Raw genomic sequence first — 17,101 nt, forward strand, 5'->3', positions numbered from 1 at the left:
TATGAGGGCGCAAGCACACACACTGGAGGGGTTCGCGGCGGCGATCGTGGTGTTGAGCGGCGTCGTCTTCGCGCTGCAGGCGACGGCGGTGACGCCGCTGACGGCCAGCACCTCCAACCAACACATCGAGAACCAGCAGGCGGCCGTCGCGGAGGGGACGCTCGCGGCCGCGGAGGCGAACGGGACGCTCGCGCCGACGCTGTTGCACTGGAACAGTTCTGGGGAGCGGTTCATCGGCTCCGGGTCGGACGGCGTGTTCGCGAACGGAGGTCCGCCGACGCCGTTCGGCGCGACGCTGAACCGAACGTTCGGAGCCGACCGCGTCGCGTTCAACGTGGAGATCGGCTACCGCACCGCGACGGGCGAGTCGGAGTCGACACAGGTGATCCGAATGGGGTCGCCGAGCGACAACGCCGTGTTCGCCAGCCGGACGGTCGCGGTGTTCGACAACGACCCGCTCGGGGACGGCTCGGGGAACGTCTCGTCGGCCGCCGCCTCGGGGTCGTTCTACGCATCCGACGCGGATCCCGACGGTCCGCTGTTCAACGTCATGGAGGTGCGCATCGTCGTATGGCGGATCTGAACCCCGCGCCCGACGACCGCGGCGACGGGAGCGGCCGGGGCGATCGCGGACAGCTCGTCTTGATCACGGGGCTCGCGCTGGCGGTCGTCCTGGTCGCGCTGGTGCTCGTGACGAACACCGCGATCTTCACCGACAACCTCGCGACCCGGGACCGCGGCGTCGGCGACACCGAGGCGCTCGGCTACCGTGCGACCGTGATCGACGGTGTCGGCGGGATCGTCGAGCGCGAGAACGCCGCTGAGTACGCCGATCGCGACGAGCTGACCGCGAACGTCACCGCCGGAGTCGTCCGGTTCGACGACGCGATCGGACGGACAGCCGCGATCCGCGCCACGAGCGCACGCGTGAACCGGTCGTCGCTCAGCTACGTCGACGGCGTCCTCGTCCGACACCGCAACGAGAGCAGCGGGTTCGTCTCGGCCGCCGAATCGGCCGACTGGACGGTCGCAACCGACGTGAATCGAACGCGGGCGTTCGCGGCGACGGTCGATCGTTCGTCGCTGGCACGAACGGAGGCTGCGACGCTCGACGACGCGTTCGCCGTCGTCGTCGAGGGGAACGCCAGCAGCGACGAGTGGACCGCGTACGTGTACGAGAACGCGACGACCGGCCACATCGCGGTCGCGGTGAGCCCCGTCGGAGCCGCGGGCGCGACGGAGGTGTGCTCCGTCGACGCCTCGAGCGCGACCGTCGGGTTCACCACCGGGACGCTCGCCGGCGAGGCGTGTGCCGGACTGGACTGGCGCGGCGGCGTCGACGACGCCTACGACCTTCGGTTCCGGAACGGAACGAGCGCCGCGGGGACGTACGATCTCACCGTCCGCGGCGGCGTCGGCGCAGTGAACGACGCGGCGATCGCCGACGGCACCGCCAGCGACGACCCCGAGTCCCCGTACTTCGTCCCCGCGGTGTACGCCGTCGAGGCGACGATCCGCTACGAGACGAGCGAACTGGAGTACGAGACGGATATTCGGGTGGCCCCGGGTGAGTCCGATGCGTGAGAGCGCGCCGTGGAGGCGGTGCCGCTCCGGGAGACCGAGTTCGAATCCGAATCCCTCACGGTCGCCCCGGCGCGACCGCGGGACGACGACGGCTCTCTCGTACGTGCTTACGCTGTCGATCACCGCGCTCCTTGCGAGCGGACTACTCGTCGCCGGCGGCGGACTCGTCGAAGACCAACGGCGCGCCACGACCCAGGACGCCATGGAGGTGGTTGGCCAACAGGTCGGTTCGCGGCTGGCCGCGGCCGACAGGCTGGTCGCTGCGGGCGCGACGGAAGTGACGGTCCGCGGGACCTTCCCCGAGACGCTCACCGGTTCGTCGTATGCGATCGAGATAGATCCGGGGTCGCCGACGACGCTGACGCTGACTGCGCGGAGCGTCGATGCCTCGGTCACCGTCTCGGTCGCGACGAACGCGACGGTCGCCGCCGGAACCGTCTCGGGCGGCGATGTCGCGATCGTGTACGCCGGCGGGGCGTTGGAGGTGCGATCGCGGTGACCCGCGCCCAAAGCGACGCGATCGGATTCGTGCTCGTCTTCTCGATCATCATCCTGACCGTGGGAACGGTGTACGCCACCGGGTTCGGGGCACTTCAGGATCTCCGATCCGACGAGCAGCTCGACAACATGGAGCGTGCGTTCGACGTGCTCGCCGACAACGTCGACGAGATGGCGCACGAGGGCGCACCCAGTCGGGCAACCGAAATCAAGCTCACGGGGGGGACCCTCGCGGTCGACGGGGCGACGACCATTACGATGCGAGCGGTGAACACCTCGAATTCGGCGGATAACGCGACCGTCAGCGCGACGACCCGACCGATCTCGTACACGCACGATAGCTCGACCGTCGCGCTGTCGTTCGGGGCCGTTCTCCGCGAGGACGGGGACGCCGCGGTGATGCGCTCGGACCCGGGGTGGGCGATCGACGACGACCACGCGTTGGTACCGCTGGTGGTGACGACACACAGCGGCGACACGACGGCGCTCGGCGGGCGCTCGACGGTGCTTGTCGCGGGAACCGTCCGGGCCAGGCGCCTCGTCACCGACTTCGACACCGGCGCGGGGAGCCAGGCCCGCGTCAATCTCACTGTGACATCCCCGCGCGTCGAGGCGTGGAAGCGCTATCTGGAGTCAGCCGGACTGACCGAACTAGAGGGGGACACCGACGACGGCCAGATCACCTATCAGTTCGAGGTCGACCGGCTCACCGTCACTCGAACGTCGGTCGCCGTGGAGCTCCGACGGTAGTCCGGACCGGATCAGTCTTCCGAGACAGAGATCTCGGTCACGGAAATGTGGAGGTAGGTGATCCGCGGGACGTTCGCGTCCGCCGGGAGCGGCGTGCGCGTCGACAGCGACTGGTCGTAGTGGACGGCGCCGCCGGTCTCGATATCGACTTCGCCGGCGACGAGTCCACCGTACACGTCGGCGTGGCGTACCGACACGTCGTTGCTCGCCGACGGAGCGTACAACACGCCGACGAACCTGGTGGTGTCCCCCTGGCTCCCGGAGATAACGGTCCCCGTGTCATCGGTTCCGTAGAACCAGGCGCCGGTCGATCGTTCGCCCGGCACGGAAACGTTCGAGCCGCTTGCGACCGAGATGTCGTCCCCGACGTAGAACCGGACCGTTCCGCCACCTTGCACGGTGATGCTCGCGTCGTCAAGCGAGAGGTCTTCTTCGACGGCGATCTCCACCAGCCCGTCGGCGGTGTCGACGACGAGCGTCTCTCCGTTCATGTCGATCCCCGACAGGAAGTACTGACCGGCCGACAGCGTGACCGTCGACCCGCTATCGTTGAGACGGTCACCGGAGATCGCGGACGTGTCGTCGTTGTCGTTCGACGAGCGGAGTTCGGAGATCCGGGTCCTGGTGAAGCTGTCGACCGGGTCGGCTGCCTCGACGCCGTCGATCTGTCGTTCGGAGACGTACGACGCACCGCCGGATGCGCTGAACCCCGTGGTCCACTCGGCCGACCCGTTGAGCTCCGCCGTCCCGCTCAGTTCGACCGCGCCGCCGGCACGAACGTTCCCTTCAACGAGGCTGTTCCCGCTCAGCTTCACCGTCCCCGCGGTGACGACGGTTCCGTTTGAGGCGGCGGTCTCGGTGTAGTTCCCGTTCGAAGAGTTGTAGCTGTCGGTGAACGCGGGGAAGGATCCGCTGCCCTGCATGTCGAGGTCGTCGCCGGCGGCGGTCGCGGCGACGGCGCTGGAGATGGGCCTGACTTGCGGCGGCGTTCGCAGCGTGATCGTCGCGGTGCCGTTCGCGTGATCGATGGTCACGTCGCCGCCGGTCCGCTGCTCGAAGAATCGGCCCCACGCCTCGTAGTAGCGGCTCTTGACGGTGACGACGACCTCGCCGCTCTGGAGTGGATTTCGCAGATCGTCGCTCGCGTTCGGGTACACGCCGGTGGACTCGCCGGACTGACGCACGATCACGTCGCCGTCAAGGCGCTCGTCACCCGCGACCGTGACCAGCGGAAGCGTCAGCGTCGTCCCCTGGTAGTGGAACTCCGGCGGGGAGACCATCGTCGTCCCGCCCTCGCTGCTGCGCCAGACGCCGCCGCCCTGGTACGCGATCGTCGCGTCGCCGTCGCGGTACTCGACCACGCCGAGGGTCGTGTTCGTCAACACCCGTTCGACGCTCCCGTCTGTCACGTTCCGAACGGTAACGTTCAGCCACCCCCGGTCGGCGCGAACGCTGCGGACGGCGGTAGGGCTGCCCGAGAGTCGTACGCGCTGTGCGTCGCTTTCCCCGTGCGCGACGAGGCTCGCCTTCGAGTCGAACTGCGTCATCGACTGCTCGGCCGCGCCCATGGTGGCGGACTCCTGAATGCCGCCGATGGCGTCGCCGCCGAGCGCGACGACCGCGCTCGCGCCCGCGACGGTGATCGCCAGCAGGAGCACGACGCTGATCACGTCACCCTGCGCTCGGCGGTCGTCTCCCCCCCAAGACGCCATAAGAAGGGATCCGCAAACGACCGTAATAAGGGTTCGTCTCAGAGTATCAACATCGAGTCCGTTCGCTTCCGACCGTGAGACGGAATCGCCTCTCCGTAGCTGTCACGCGCGTCGAAAAATGCCGAATCTCGGTACGACTGAAGCCTGAACTACGGTGTCGATTCCTCGGCCAGCGTCTGCGAGGTGTCGCCGTTCTCGGAGGTCCAGATGACGCGGACTGTGTCACCGGTGTATGTAAGCTTATCTGATGTATCGCCCGCAGTCACAGATGTTTGCGGGAATGCCTCGCTGTTCGTTCCATCAGTGATGTTCAGTTGGTCACCGGGAATTGAATCCCCGCCAGTGTGAGTAGCCGTCACATTTCCACTTTCGAAATCGAACTGGAAGTTCGCGCTCGGTGCCGTCTGTTGCACGCTGTTCCCCAGGCCCAGGACGAACGAGCCTATCACAGCCGCGAGGATCACCGTGATCGCCACCATCAGGATCACGCCGATCACCGGGCTGACTGCGCGGTCGTCGTCAAAGAGTGCGTTGAAGTCCATTGCTCTAATTCCACAGCCCTCCCCGAAGGGAGTCGCCCCCCGGCGGTACTGTATTGATACGATACGGCTGTTCTCCGTAATAATGGTGCCGCCCCTAATATTACATATGATATTGAGGGGGCAGAGAACGAATTCTGTTCGAGACGAGTCGACGGAAAAGCGGAGTGGACTCGGTGGGATTTGAACCCACGGCCTTTCCCCTGCCAAGGGAACGATCTACCACTGATCTACGAGCCCGCCTACACTACCGAGTATCGCGGTTCGGTAGTTAAGAGCTTCGACTGCGCCCGTCCTCGCCACGGATCACCACGGTCGAGGCGCGGATGGAAAGCCATTAAGCGCGGGACCGCGTTCAACGTACTGGGAACAGCACGGCCGCAACTCTGACTCGCCCGCGGTGGGCTTGGGATTGCGGATGTGCCCCCGTCGGTTGCCCGGTCCGCGCCGGTTCGGCGCGCTCGGGAGCGACAGCCGGCGGTGGCTCGCTTCTGCGGCCGACGTTCCAACCTCAGACAATGGCACGAATGCACACCCGCCGTCGAGGGTCGTCCGGTTCGGACAACCCCGCGGCAGACGAACCCCCGGAGTGGAGCGACGTGGACGCCGACGACATCGAAGCACGCGTCGTCGAACTCGCCGAACAGGGCCATGACCCGAGCGTCATCGGCCTGAAACTGCGCGACGAAGGCGTGAAGGGCACGCCCGTTCCGAACGTGAAGCTCGCGACCGGCAAGAAGGTCACCGAGATCCTCGAGGAGCACGACGCCGCCAACGACCTCCCCGAGGACCTCCGGAACCTGATGGCCCGCGCGGTGCGCCTGCGCGAGCACATGGAAGAGAACCAGCAGGACGCGCAGAACAAGCGCGCGCTCCAGAACACCGAGTCGAAGATCCGTCGCCTGGTCGACTACTACCGCGGCGACGAACTCGACGAGGAGTTCACGTACAGCTACGACGTCGCCGTCGACCTCCTCGAGGACGACAGGTAGCGACCCCGACCCACACCCACGATACCCACAGATGTCCACCGCCGCCGATCCGCCGACCGAGGCCGACCCCGAACGGGTAGCCTCGGCGCTGTCGGGAGCGGCGTTCGTCCGCATGTACCCCCGGCCGACCGGCGACGCGCTCGCCGCGGCGGGGGTCCTCGCCCGCGCGCTCGACGAGCGCGGCACGCCGTTCCAGGTGCGGACCACGCGCGGTGACGCGGTCCCAGACGGCGACGGGAGCGCGCTCGCGGTGGGATGGCCCGCGCCGAACGCCACCGGGATCGCGCCCGGTTCGCGTCCGGTGTCGGCCGTCGCGGCCGCGATCGCCGACGCGCTCGGCGCCGACCCGGACCCGCTCGTCGGGCTCGCCGGCGTCGTCGCCGCCGGCACCGTCTCCGGCGACGGGGCGAGCGGGGGCCTGCTCGAGGAGGCCGAACGCCGGGGCGTCGTCGACCGACGGCCCGGCGTCGCGGTCCCCACGGCGGACCTCGCCGACGGACTCGCGCACTCGACGCTCATCCGGACGCCGTACTCCGGCGACGCAGAGGCCGCGCGCGAGGTGTGCGCGGACCTCGGGATCGCCGATTCCGACGGCGACGACCTCGACGAGGGCGACCACCGTCGACTCGCGTCGGCGGTCGCACTCGACGCGACCGCCGACGCGACCGAGCGGGCCGTTTCGGCCGTCGAGCGGGCGCTGCGCCCGTACGCGACGCCGACCGGGCCGTTCGCGACGCTCGGCGGCCACGCGGACGTGCTCAGTGCGCTGGCCCGCGAGCGTCCCGGACTGGGGGTGGCACTGGCGCTCGGCGGAGACGTGGCCGACGCGGCGCTGGCGACGTGGCGCGACCACGCCGCCCGCGTCCACGAGGCGCTCGCGGACCCGACGACGGGCCGATACGACGGCGCGTTCGTCGCCCGCGTCGAGGCGGCGCCGGCCGACGCGCCGGCGCTCGCGGCCGCCGCGCGGCTCGTCCACGACTACGCGTCGCCGGAGCCGGTGGCACTCGTCGTCTCCGACGACGCGGCCGCCGCCGCGAGCGACGGGTCGAGCGACGTGACCGCCGCCCTGGGCGCCGGCGTCGATGCCACGACGGACAGCGACGAAGGCGACCGGGACGACCCCGCCGGCGTGGACCGAGACGGCGAGCACGCCGCGGTGATCGGCGACGACCGCCTCGGCGAGGCGCGCTTCGCCGGCGGCGACGTACAGGCGTTCATCGGCGCGTTCAGGGAGGCCCTGCGATGAGCGGGCCCGAACGGCGCGAGGCCGACGACCGCGACCCGAACGCCGACGGCGACGACGCTGGCGACCTCGCGCGCACCGCGCTGGTCGAGACGACGCACGCCGACGCCGGTGCTGCGGCGACGATCGCCGCGGCCATCTCGCCGGACAACACGGCTGACATTCGGACAGAGGCGGACGGATCGACGGTCGTGACCCGCGTCTCGCGGGCGACGACCGGCGGCGTCCTCGCCTCGGTGGACGACTATCTCGTGAATCTCGACGTGGCCGACGACGTGGTCGCGACGGGACGGGGAGACAAGGGCGACACGAACGACGCGGAGGGATTCCGCGAGAGTAATGACGCGGAGGGTATCCGCGACATGAACGACACACGCGACACCGCAGACACAGACACACACGACACATGAGCGAACGATCAGTCTCACGACAACGACAGGGGAAACGCTGGTACACCGTCCTCGCGCCCGAGCAGTTCGACCGAGCCGAACTCGGCGACACGATGGCCGAGGAGCCCGAGCAGGTCGTCGGCCGCACGGTCGAGACCACGCTCGGCGAGATCACCGGTGACCAAGGACAGGACAACGTCAAGCTGACGTTCAAGATCACGGACGTCGGGTCGGACGCCGCGTACACCGAGTTCATCCAGCACGAGCTCACCCGCGATTACCTCCGCTCGATGGTCCGCCGCGGCGCCTCGAAGATCGACCTGCACATCACCGTGCGCACGACCGACGACTACCGCGTCCGCGTCAGCCCGGTCGCGTTCACGACGAAGAAGGCCGACCGCTCGCAGGAGCAGGCCATCCGCCAGATCATGATCGACCTGGTCGAGCAGGCCGCCGAGGAACGGTCCTTCTCGGAGCTCATCGACTCCGTCGTCGAGGGACGCCTCTCGTCGGCGATCTACGGCGAGGCGAAGACGGTGTACCCGCTTCGCCGCGTCGAGGTCCAGAAGCTCTCGCTTGAGGCACGGCCCGAGGAGATCGCCGCCGAGGAGGAGGCGGCCGTCGACGTGGACGACGACGACGTGGCCGTCGACGAGTAAGCGACCGCCCGACGACCGACGTTTTTTGTGTGCTCGCGGCCGGTCAGCGACGGCTACTCCTCGACGCGGACGACGCCGACCATCCCCGCCTGCTCGTGCGGGATGCAAAAGTACGTGTAGTCGCCGGGGACCTCGAAGGTGTGCTCGAAGCGCTGGTTCGCGGAGATCGCGCCCTTGCTCCCGTCCCAGGCCTCGCGTGCGGCGGCCTCGGAGTCGTACCCCCCGGTCGCGAAGTAGTCGGCGCCCTCGGGGATCTGGTCCTCGTAGGCGGTCACCGAATGCGCGCGAGTCGACGTGTTCTCCCAGACGACGGTGTCGCCGACGGACACCGTGATCTCGTAGGGACGGAACGCCTGGGCGGTCATGCCGATGTCGTAGTCGTCTGCGGCCGAGCTGGGAAGGACGGCCGAACAGCCGGCGAGTCCGATCGAGGCGCCGACCCCGGCGGCCGCGAGGAAGCGGCGTCTGTTCATACGCCCGCGTTGGGTTCCGAGTCGTTTAGGCGGCGCGATCCGGGAGAAGAGCGCGCACGCGAACTGCCGTTGCCGGTCCGCCCGCCTCCGGCGCGGGTCGGACGGGATGGAAAGCCATACGGCCGGCGCCGTCGTCGCCCCGGACATGACCGACCGGCCGCGCTTCCTCTCCCGCTTGGGAGTGGCCGACGCCGTCACCGCCGGCAACGCCGCCCTCGGGACGCTCGCCGCCGCCGCGGTGGCGTTCGGCCCGACGCTGGCGGCGCGGCTCGTCCTCCTCGGGGCGGTCGCCGACGGGCTCGACGGCGTGCTCGCGCGCCGCTACGGCGGCACCGCGGTCGGTCCCCACCTGGACTCCCTCGCGGACGTCGCCTCCTTCGGTGTCGCCCCTGCACTGATCGTCGCCGCGACGGTGACGGCCGCGTACCCGCTCGATGCCGCCCCGCTCGCGTTCGCCGCCGGGCTGCTCGTCCCCGCCGCGTACGTCGCGTTCGCCGTGATCCGGCTGGCCGTCTACACCGTCGAGGACGAGGGCGCGAAGACGACCCACGGCGTCCCGACGACGCTCGCGGCGACGGTGATCGCCGCCTCGGTGCTCGCGGGGCTGGACTCGCCCGCGGTGGTGCTGGGGCTGGCGGCGGCGTCGGCGCCGCTGATGGTGACGCCGGTCCGGTACCCCGACCTGCACCCGCAGGACGCGCTCGTGATGGGGGTCGTGCAGGCGTGTGCGATCTCGTTCACGGGGATGGCCGGCGAGTCGTTCGCGTTCGCGCTGTTGTTCCTCGCGCTCGGCTATCTGGTCTTTGGCCCGCGCTTCTACTGGCGGAGCGTGGACGAACCGGGGGGCTCGTGTGACGCCGCCGAGGAGTCACCCGGCGGGGACGACGGCGAACTCGGCGCCTGATCTCTCGACTCCCGACGCCCCGACTCGTCGCCTACAACCGCCGTTCGGCCGCCGACTCAGCCGACGATCCGCCCGTACACCCGCGCCGTCCAGTCGCCGCCGTAGATACCGTCGGGGAGGCGCTCGCGCCACTCCACCGCGCGGCCGGTCTCGTCGTCGTCGCCCAGCGCCGCGAGGTCATCGGAGACGGCGGGATCGGCCGCGCGGAGGCGGCGGAGTTCCGCGGCCGATCGCGTCGACTCGACGCGAGTTGCGATCACGTCGTCGTGCTCCCGGCGCGGGTCGCGTGCGGGCCGGTCGCCCTCGTCGCCGCGGTCGCCTTCGTCTGGGGACGCGCTCCCGGCGGCGTCATCACTCATACGACCCCCACCCGTGGCCACCCCGATGCGCGTTCCGGGAACGGTTTACCCCCGGCCCGCCAGTGGTCGCACATGGAGCTGAGACAGGTCGCAGACCTCTCGCCGGACGAGCGGCGGACGTTCTTCGAGCGCGACGCCGGCGTCGACGCGGTTCGTGGCGACGTGCGCGACATCGTCGAGCGCGTCCGCGACGAGGGAGACGCCGCGGTCCGGAAGTTCTCCCGCGAGTTCGACGGCGTCGAGGTGGCGAACATCGACATCACCGACGAGGCCGAGCGCGCCGTCGACGCCGTCGACGACGACGTGCTCGCGGCGATCTGCGAGTCGATCGCGAACGTCCGCGAGTTCCACGAGGCGCAGGTGCCCGACGACTGGACCCGCGAGTTCGACGATGGCCGCGTGCTCGGCAAGCGATTCCGCCCGCTGGACCGCGTCGGCGTGTACGTCCCCGGCGGCACCGCCGCGTACCCCTCGTCGGCGATCATGGGGGTCGTCCCGGCCACCGTCGCGGGCGTCGAGCACGTCGCGGTCGTGACGCCGCCGGCCGACGAGATCAACCCGGCGACGCTGGCGGCGGTCCACGAAGCCGGCGCCGACGCCGTCTACTCCGTCGGGGGCGCACAGGGGATCGCCGCGCTGGCGTACGGCACCGAGACGGTGACGCGCGTGCGCAAGATCGTCGGCCCGGGAAACAAGTGGGTGACCGCCGCGAAAGCGGAGGTCCGCGGCGACGCGGAGATCGACTTCCTCGCCGGACCCTCAGAGGTGCTGGTGCTCGCCGACGAGACGGCCGACCCGGCGGCCGTCGCCGCCGACCTGATCGCGCAGGCGGAGCACGACCCGAACGCATCGGTCGTCGCGGTGACCGACGACGAGGCGCTGGCGGAGGCGGTCTGCGCGGAGGTCGAGGCGCGAGCGCCCGACCGCGAGCGCGCGGAGACGATCGAGGCCGCCCTCGACAACGGCGCCTCGGGCGTGCTCGTGGCGCGCTCGATGCCCGAGGCGGTGCTGTTCGCCGAGGAGTACGCCGCCGAGCACCTCTCGATCCAGGCGGAGGACGACGAGGCGCTGCTCGACCGCATCTCGAACGTCGGCTCGGCGTTCCTCGGGCCGTACACTCCGGTCGCCGCCGGCGACTACGCCTCCGGGACCAACCACGTCCTCCCGACAAACGGCGGCGCGAAGGCGTTCGGCGGGCTCTCGACGGACACCTTCCTCCGGTCGTCGACCGTCCAGCGGCTCTCCGAGGACGCCCTGCGCGACCTCTCGGGGACGGTGACGACGCTCGCGGAGGCCGAGGGCCTGGAGGCGCACGCCGAGAGCGTCCGGGCCCGCTTCGAGGACGAGTCCCACTTCGGGGACGAGTCCTAGCACGTCGCGTTCGAGCGCGCGTCCGTTCGACTCGGCACCGGCGACCCGTGCGAGGCGGCGTCAAGGTTTTACCCGAGTATCCGAATCGATCATACATGAGTACCAACGCGTCCGGAGGCGGCGACCTCGACTCCGCCGTCACGATCACGCAGGCGGCGGCCGAGGAGGCGCTCTCGCTCATGGAGGGCGAGGGGATGGACGTGGACATCGGCGGGCTGCGCCTGTTCGTCCAGCAGGGCGGCTGCGCGGGGCTGTCGTACGGGATGCGCTTCGACACCGAACCCGAGGAGGACGACCGCGTGACCCAACAGCACGGACTGCGCGTGTTCGTCGACCCGGCGTCGATGAACTACATCGGCGGGTCGACGCTCGACTACGAGTCGGGGCTGCAGGCCGCGGGATTCACCGTCGAGAACCCGAACGTCGAGGCCGAGTGCGGCTGCGGCGAGTCGTTCCGAACGTAGGCCGGACCGACGGACCACACGATCGGATCCGCACGCCACCGATTCTCACGACTGGTCGGTCCGTCTCGACAGGGGGCACTCCGACCCAGACGCTTTAACAGCCAGCGTCGCCTCCGTCTGGTATGAATCTGGAAGTCGTCGAGACGGCGGCCGGCGAGCTGTACGTCGACCGCGCGGGCGGCGAGCGCGGGTCGAAAGCGCCCTTCTATCACGTGTACGCGGACGAAGCGGGCGAGACCCGCTGGGGCTACTTCTGCGGGAACTGCGAGACGGTGAACAACGCGATGGACTCGATGGGCCGCATCGAGTGCAACGAGTGCGGCAACATGCGCAAGCCCGACGAGTGGGACGCCGCCCACGAATAGTGTTGCTGAGGGAGCGAAGCGAGCGAGCCAGTACTAACGGAAACGAACACGGGAGATAAGTGGCGGCCGGTCACACTCGGGGCCGTGCTCGAACTCCCTCTCGCTCAGTCGGGAACTGCACTCGTACGGGAGGCGATCGAACGGTTCCTCACCGATGTCGCCGACGCCCTGCCAAACGTCATCGCCGGCGTCGTCTTCCTGCTCATCGCGGGCATCGCGATGAAGGTGTTCATGACCGCCCTTCGGGAAGCACTGAAGCGGACCATCGCCGGCGAATCTCCCGTCTACCGGCAGTTCGTCGCCACCATCGTCGCGGTGTTCCTGTGGTTCGGCGTCGGTCTCTCGTTTCTCTCTATCGTCGGGCTCGACGGCATCGCCACCTCACTGGGCACGGCCGCGGGGTTCGTTGCGCTCGGTATCTCCTACGCCACCTCGGGGATGATCGCCGACGCAGTCGCCGGCGTCTATCTCCTGCGTGACGAGGACTTCAACCCCGGCGACACCGTCGACATCGGCGGCACGGTCGGCGTCGTGAAGTCGATCGAACTGCGCAAGACTCGCCTCGCGGTCGACGACGACACCGTCGTCCGCGGGAACGCCGAGATCGAGAAGAAGTGGACGAAGGTCGGGGACGCCGTAGCGGATCAGGAGACTCCGTCACCCGCGGGCGACTGAACGGACGGATTCTGGACGCGGCGTGACTGGGGGGCCAATCGTCGGTTCGGACCGACCGTCCCCGGATAGACTGTCACCGAATATCATGACACACGTTCTGCCGCGAGTTTAACTCCGATGAGGTGGTAGTGTTCGTTATGTTCGTGGGACACGCGTTGGCGGCGTTCGCACTCGTCGCGGTCGTCGCCCGGCGCCTCGGCGAGCGCCCGGCACGTGCGCTCACGTTCGGCGCCGTCGCGGGGGCGTTCGCCGCTGCGCCGGATGTCGACATCGGGTACGCCCTCGTCGGCGTCGCCGCAGGCGCGAGCGGGGGCGCCGGCCCGCTCGGGCTCGCCGAGTCGTTCTGGTCGACCGGGAACGTCGTCCACCGCGCAGTCACCCACTCGCTGGTGGTCGCGCCCGTCGTCGCCGCCGTCGCCGCGGCGTGGGTTCACGGGCGGGCGGACGCCCGGGCGATCGCGCTCGGGCTGGCGGCGGGACTCGTCGCGGTCGTCGCCGCAGTCGGCGGTCCGCTGGCCGCGCTGGTGACGCTGGCGTTCGTCGCGACCGCGCTGGCGCTGGCGGCGGCAGTCCGGTCCCGCACGGAACTTTCGGCGCGCGCGACGTTCGCGCTCGCGCTCGTCGGGCTGGTCTCGCATCCGTTCGGCGACGTGTTCACGGGCGAGCCGCCGGCGCTGTTGTACCCCGTCGCCGCCGAGGTGCTCTCCGCGCGCGTCGCGCTGTCGGCGGACCCGACGCTCCATCTCCTGGGCGCCTTCGCGATCGAACTCGCGACGATCTGGGCCGCAGCGATCGTCTGGATCCGACTCCGTGCACAGCGAGACGGGCGCCTCGCGGCCGCCGACCGCGCCGGTCGTGTTGCGGCTCCGGCGTGGCTGCGCGACCGGCTCGACCCGCGAGCGCTCGCGGGCGCCGGCTACGCCGCGAGCGCGTTCGTCATCCCCGCGCCGACGCTGGAGCTGTCGTATCCGTTCGTGTTCTCCGTGCTGGCGGTCGGCGCGGTCGCCGTGGTTCCGATCCGGATCCGCCGTCTCGGACGCTGGCGCGAGCGCGGGCGTGCGGCACTGGCGCCCGAGCTTTCGGCGCCGGGCACCGAACGGGCGGTCGTCACCGCGCTGACGGCCGTGTCGCTCGCGGCGGGCGCGTACCTAGTCGCGTACCTCGCGGGGGTCCCCTGACCCGTCGCGGCCGGCACCGACGGTCCCCGTCGGCCGGCGGTTTTTAGGTTCACCCCCGGCGTACTCGCTGGCATGCAGCGGCACACGGGGCTTCGTCGAGCCGTCGACAGTCGGCGGCCGAACGCGGTCCTCGGATGGACGGTGTTGGCGTTCATCACGGCGGTCGCGCTCCGGGAGATCGCCGTCGGTGAACAGCTGTGGGGGGCACTCGTTCTCGGGGCCGTCGCAATCGCTGTGGTCCCACCGGTCGCCTTCCGCGACGCGACGGCGATGCTACCGTGGGAAGTGCTCGCGCTCGCGTCGCTGCCGGCGGTCGGCCGCACGCTCGTCCTGGGCGAGACGGTGGGCGGGATCACTTTCACGGGGCGCGTCACGACGTACTTGGCGGTCGCGACGGTCGCGCTGGTCGTCGCCGTCGAGTTCGACGTGTTCACCCCGGTTCGTATGAACTACGCGTTCGCCGTCGTCTTCGTGACCGTGACCACCATGGCCGCCGCGGGGGTGTGGGCGGTGGTTCGGTACCTCGCCGACACCCTCATGGGAACGTCGTACCTCCTGGACGGACGGGCAGAACACGCCGTGGAGACGGCGCTGATGTGGGACTTCGTTGCCGCCACCGTCGCCGGCATCGCGGCGGGGCTACTGTTCGAGTACTACTTCCGCCGCCGTGCCGGCGCCGACGAGCGGGTCGTCGTGGAGGTGCCGGAGGCGTGAGAGTCCGCGACGGCGTGGGGATTTCTGCAAACCGCCAGCAGCAGGCGACACGCGCGATGCAGTTGCTGCTTCCGGTGTTCGTTGCGGTCGGGCTGTGGAAGGGGAACACCGGCGTCGTCGTCAACGGCGCCGTCGCGTTCGCGATCACGTTTGTCCCGGCCGCGCTCGAACGTGAGTTCGACCTCCCGATGGACGCGGGCCTGACGCTGTGGGTCACGTCGGCGGTCTTCCTCCACGCGCTCGGCGTCGTCGGCATCCCGGGGGTGGTCGAGAGCTTCTACAGCGAGACGAGCCCGATCCCGTTTTACGACCACCTCACGCACGCCCTGTCGGCGTCGGTCGTCGCCGCCGTCGGATACACCGTCGCCCGCGGCGTCGACGAGCACAGCGACGCAGTGTATCTTCCGTCGCGGTTCATGTTCGCGTTCATCCTCCTGTTCGTCGCCGCCTTCGGCGTGTTCTGGGAGGTCATCGAGTTCGCGATCGGCGGCGCGGCCGCGACCCTGGGAAGCGGTAGCGTGCTCACGCAGTACGGGCTCGACGACACGATCTACGACCTGATATTCGACCTTGTCGGCGCCGTGATCGTCGCAGTCTGGGGCACGGCCCACCTCACTGACGTGGTGGGCGCGGTGACCGAACGGCTCGACCGCCGGCGCGAGACGCGCTCGGAGTGAGCTCGCAGATCAGCGACCGGATTCGACGCTTCGAGGCGGACCCACGGATACGCTTTTGACACCTGACGACGAGCAGTTATGTGGGATGGTATTCAAGAAGATTACACCTGCAAGATTACAACATTGTTATAACACTAGTCAGCCAATGTGGGTGTATGCCTGACCGAGACGACGGCCAAGAACACGAACACCAGCGACCTCCGGAGTGGTCCAGTGAAGAGGCATACCTCAACGTCCCATATGCCCACGATAAGGACGAAGAACACGAACTGAACGATTCGGTACGTGTACGCCTCAACAAACGAACAAAGAAAGCCTGGCAGGACTACGTTGATGACCACCCAGAACACACTGGACTATCCACACTTGTGAGAGGCGCCGTGGCCAAAGAAATCAGTGGGAGGTACGATGAGGCCCAGCAAGACAACCAAGAGTTGGTAGACCTACTGTTAGAAATACAGAGAGCAGTAGAAACAGTCGGAGAAGAAGTGGAGCGCAGCTACCAGGAACAAATAGATTCCGACGAACTGCTAAGTGTGGTAAAGCAAGCTGTAGGTGTCAAAGAACGTGAGGAAGAAGATGGATGAAGCAACTCTCGAAGTGATGGCCGCAGCAAACGACGAGGATTTAAATGAAATCATTGACGACCTCACGCACTTCACCCCTGAAGAACTCAGAGACGAGATGGACAGATATCTCCTCAGTATAGGTAATCGCAAACGGAACAGAGATTCTACTAACATCCAGCACTTTATTGACTGGATGGCTAAAAATAACATAGAATCTGTTTCCGACCACGAGATTAGAATGTATATCAGAGATAAAGTTGAAGAAGGATATGCTAAAAACACATTAAAATCTCATTACTATAGTATTGTCAACTTTTCCGATGATAGGTTATCCGCAGTATCCACATCGTTGATACGAGATGTGAATTGGTCAGATACCGTAGATTCGTTTACTGATGATGAGGAACAAAAAGGACGCTTGGGGAAAGGAGTACGGCCCATCACAGAGTCAGAAAAGGACGCCATGAGAGAAGTCGCTTCGGCTCGAAATGAATTACTAACAGAATTACTCTGGCAGACAGGTCTACGAGCAAAAGAAGCCGCAAATATAAAAATATCAGATATAAACCTGACTAGTAAAAATATTAAAGTCAAAACTGCCAAAAGAAAAAAGCACACCAGAGTTGTGTCCATTAATAACGAACTCTATTTCATGTTAGATGAATATCTAGATGTGACACGGCCTAAATATGGAAAATCAAGCAAATACCTATGGGTGAGCAATAGCTCCGAGAAACCCCAGCCTCACAACCTCACAAGGTCGGTTCGTGAGCTTGCAGACGAGGCAGGGATTCAGGAATATGACGAGATGCAAAACGGTGCTCAGAGAGCCCGAATCGCTGTTCACAGCTTCCGAAAAGCACTGGGCATACGGCTTGATGAGCAGGGAGCGAGTATGAAAGAGATAGCTGAAACACTCGGTCATTCTAACACAGGAAGTGTGAGCACATATCTCGATATTGATTAGGCTAGGGTGCTAAATT

Annotated in this window: 22 protein-coding genes and 1 tRNA gene; 18 read left to right on the forward strand and 5 right to left on the reverse strand. The window is 67.6% G+C overall.

Annotation, left to right across the window (positions count from 1 at the left end):
* Position 1 precedes the first annotated feature (1 nt).
* The 4 genes from BUE16_RS11140 to BUE16_RS11155 are packed head-to-tail and all read left to right on the forward strand — an operon-like array spanning position 2 to position 2,832.
* The gene (locus BUE16_RS11140; RefSeq protein WP_073309672.1) at positions 2 to 583 is read left to right on the forward strand and encodes a DUF7288 family protein; all 582 of its coding nucleotides are present in this window, start codon (positions 2 to 4) and stop codon (positions 581 to 583) included.
* On the forward strand, positions 571 to 1,584 hold the full coding sequence (locus BUE16_RS11145; RefSeq protein WP_073309674.1) for a hypothetical protein: 1,014 nt from the start codon (positions 571 to 573) through the stop codon (positions 1,582 to 1,584). Before BUE16_RS11140 ends, BUE16_RS11145 begins: the two co-directional genes overlap by 13 nt.
* Positions 1,577 to 2,083: a DUF7266 family protein gene (locus BUE16_RS16390; protein WP_449404995.1), complete on the forward strand. Its 507-nt coding sequence runs from the start codon at positions 1,577 to 1,579 to the stop codon at positions 2,081 to 2,083. The genes BUE16_RS11145 and BUE16_RS16390 overlap by 8 nt, the downstream gene beginning before the upstream one ends.
* Positions 2,080 to 2,832 carry a DUF7289 family protein gene (locus tag BUE16_RS11155; protein ID WP_073309678.1) on the forward strand — a complete coding sequence of 251 codons (753 nt, stop codon included), beginning with the start codon at positions 2,080 to 2,082 and terminating at the stop codon, positions 2,830 to 2,832. Before BUE16_RS16390 ends, BUE16_RS11155 begins: the two co-directional genes overlap by 4 nt.
* Positions 2,833 to 2,843: 11 nt before the next feature.
* Here BUE16_RS11155 and BUE16_RS11160 read toward each other — a convergent pair whose 3' ends face one another.
* The 3 genes from BUE16_RS11160 to BUE16_RS11170 all read right to left on the reverse strand — a co-directional run bounded on the left by BUE16_RS11160 (position 2,844) and on the right by BUE16_RS11170 (position 5,323).
* Positions 2,844 to 4,544, reverse strand: coding sequence for a DUF7289 family protein (locus tag BUE16_RS11160; RefSeq protein WP_073309680.1), 1,701 nt, complete (start codon positions 4,542 to 4,544; stop codon positions 2,844 to 2,846).
* A 149-nt stretch (positions 4,545 to 4,693) separates the two neighbouring features.
* The gene (locus tag BUE16_RS11165) at positions 4,694 to 5,086 is read right to left on the reverse strand and encodes a type IV pilin (protein ID WP_073309682.1); all 393 of its coding nucleotides are present in this window, start codon (positions 5,084 to 5,086) and stop codon (positions 4,694 to 4,696) included.
* Between the two features lie 165 nt (positions 5,087 to 5,251).
* Positions 5,252 to 5,323: transfer RNA gene (locus BUE16_RS11170), tRNA-Ala, on the reverse strand.
* A 278-nt stretch (positions 5,324 to 5,601) separates the two neighbouring features.
* Here BUE16_RS11170 and BUE16_RS11175 point away from each other — a divergent pair.
* The 4 genes from BUE16_RS11175 to BUE16_RS11190 are packed head-to-tail and all read left to right on the forward strand — an operon-like array spanning position 5,602 to position 8,369.
* On the forward strand, positions 5,602 to 6,075 hold the full coding sequence (locus tag BUE16_RS11175) for a 30S ribosomal protein S15 (RefSeq protein ID WP_073309684.1): 474 nt from the start codon (positions 5,602 to 5,604) through the stop codon (positions 6,073 to 6,075).
* Between the two features lie 31 nt (positions 6,076 to 6,106).
* Positions 6,107 to 7,324 (forward strand): hypothetical protein, encoded by a 1,218-nt coding sequence (locus BUE16_RS11180; RefSeq protein WP_073309686.1) that lies wholly within the window; start codon positions 6,107 to 6,109, stop codon positions 7,322 to 7,324.
* Entirely contained in the window at positions 7,321 to 7,731 is a 411-nt protein-coding gene (locus BUE16_RS11185; protein WP_073309688.1) for a KEOPS complex subunit Pcc1, read from the forward strand. Before BUE16_RS11180 ends, BUE16_RS11185 begins: the two co-directional genes overlap by 4 nt.
* Positions 7,728 to 8,369 carry a 30S ribosomal protein S3ae gene (locus BUE16_RS11190; protein ID WP_073309690.1) on the forward strand — a complete coding sequence of 214 codons (642 nt, stop codon included), beginning with the start codon at positions 7,728 to 7,730 and terminating at the stop codon, positions 8,367 to 8,369. The genes BUE16_RS11185 and BUE16_RS11190 overlap by 4 nt, the downstream gene beginning before the upstream one ends.
* 53 nt (positions 8,370 to 8,422) lie before the next feature.
* On the opposite strand, the gene BUE16_RS11195 is transcribed toward BUE16_RS11190, so the two are convergent.
* On the reverse strand, positions 8,423 to 8,842 hold the full coding sequence (locus BUE16_RS11195; RefSeq protein WP_073309692.1) for a cupredoxin domain-containing protein: 420 nt from the start codon (positions 8,840 to 8,842) through the stop codon (positions 8,423 to 8,425).
* A 145-nt stretch (positions 8,843 to 8,987) separates the two neighbouring features.
* Between BUE16_RS11195 and BUE16_RS11200 the strand changes: the two genes are divergently transcribed.
* Entirely contained in the window at positions 8,988 to 9,746 is a 759-nt protein-coding gene (locus tag BUE16_RS11200) for a protein sorting system archaetidylserine synthase (protein ID WP_073310055.1), read from the forward strand.
* Positions 9,747 to 9,802: 56 nt separating this feature from the next.
* On the opposite strand, the gene BUE16_RS11205 is transcribed toward BUE16_RS11200, so the two are convergent.
* Complete coding sequence (locus tag BUE16_RS11205) at positions 9,803 to 10,105, reverse strand: hypothetical protein (protein WP_073309694.1); 303 nt, start codon at positions 10,103 to 10,105, stop codon at positions 9,803 to 9,805.
* A 72-nt stretch (positions 10,106 to 10,177) separates the two neighbouring features.
* On the opposite strand from BUE16_RS11205, the gene hisD reads away from it, so the two are divergent.
* From hisD to BUE16_RS16075, 9 genes are all read left to right on the forward strand, one after another.
* The gene (hisD, locus tag BUE16_RS11210) at positions 10,178 to 11,476 is read left to right on the forward strand and encodes a histidinol dehydrogenase (protein ID WP_073309696.1); all 1,299 of its coding nucleotides are present in this window, start codon (positions 10,178 to 10,180) and stop codon (positions 11,474 to 11,476) included.
* 95 nt (positions 11,477 to 11,571) lie between these two features.
* Positions 11,572 to 11,940: a HesB/IscA family protein gene (locus tag BUE16_RS11215; protein ID WP_073309698.1), complete on the forward strand. Its 369-nt coding sequence runs from the start codon at positions 11,572 to 11,574 to the stop codon at positions 11,938 to 11,940.
* 122 nt (positions 11,941 to 12,062) lie between these two features.
* Positions 12,063 to 12,305, forward strand: a complete 243-nt coding sequence (locus tag BUE16_RS11220; protein ID WP_073309700.1) for a DUF5816 domain-containing protein — start codon at positions 12,063 to 12,065, stop codon at positions 12,303 to 12,305.
* A gap of 84 nt (positions 12,306 to 12,389) precedes the next feature.
* Entirely contained in the window at positions 12,390 to 12,980 is a 591-nt protein-coding gene (locus tag BUE16_RS11225; protein WP_073309702.1) for a mechanosensitive ion channel domain-containing protein, read from the forward strand.
* Between the two features lie 137 nt (positions 12,981 to 13,117).
* Entirely contained in the window at positions 13,118 to 14,158 is a 1,041-nt protein-coding gene (locus tag BUE16_RS11230) for a metal-dependent hydrolase (protein ID WP_073309704.1), read from the forward strand.
* Between the two features lie 72 nt (positions 14,159 to 14,230).
* Entirely contained in the window at positions 14,231 to 14,872 is a 642-nt protein-coding gene (locus BUE16_RS11235; RefSeq protein ID WP_073309706.1) for a hypothetical protein, read from the forward strand.
* The gene (locus BUE16_RS11240; RefSeq protein ID WP_073309708.1) at positions 14,869 to 15,549 is read left to right on the forward strand and encodes a hypothetical protein; all 681 of its coding nucleotides are present in this window, start codon (positions 14,869 to 14,871) and stop codon (positions 15,547 to 15,549) included. Before BUE16_RS11235 ends, BUE16_RS11240 begins: the two co-directional genes overlap by 4 nt.
* Positions 15,550 to 15,704: 155 nt before the next feature.
* The gene (locus tag BUE16_RS16395; protein ID WP_143165420.1) at positions 15,705 to 16,136 is read left to right on the forward strand and encodes a hypothetical protein; all 432 of its coding nucleotides are present in this window, start codon (positions 15,705 to 15,707) and stop codon (positions 16,134 to 16,136) included.
* Positions 16,105 to 17,085, forward strand: a complete 981-nt coding sequence (locus BUE16_RS16075; RefSeq protein ID WP_143165421.1) for a tyrosine-type recombinase/integrase — start codon at positions 16,105 to 16,107, stop codon at positions 17,083 to 17,085. Before BUE16_RS16395 ends, BUE16_RS16075 begins: the two co-directional genes overlap by 32 nt.
* Positions 17,086 to 17,101 lie beyond the last annotated feature (16 nt).

Source organism: Halobaculum gomorrense (assembly GCF_900129775.1).
In the GTDB taxonomy this organism is placed as follows: domain Archaea; phylum Halobacteriota; class Halobacteria; order Halobacteriales; family Haloferacaceae; genus Halobaculum; species Halobaculum gomorrense.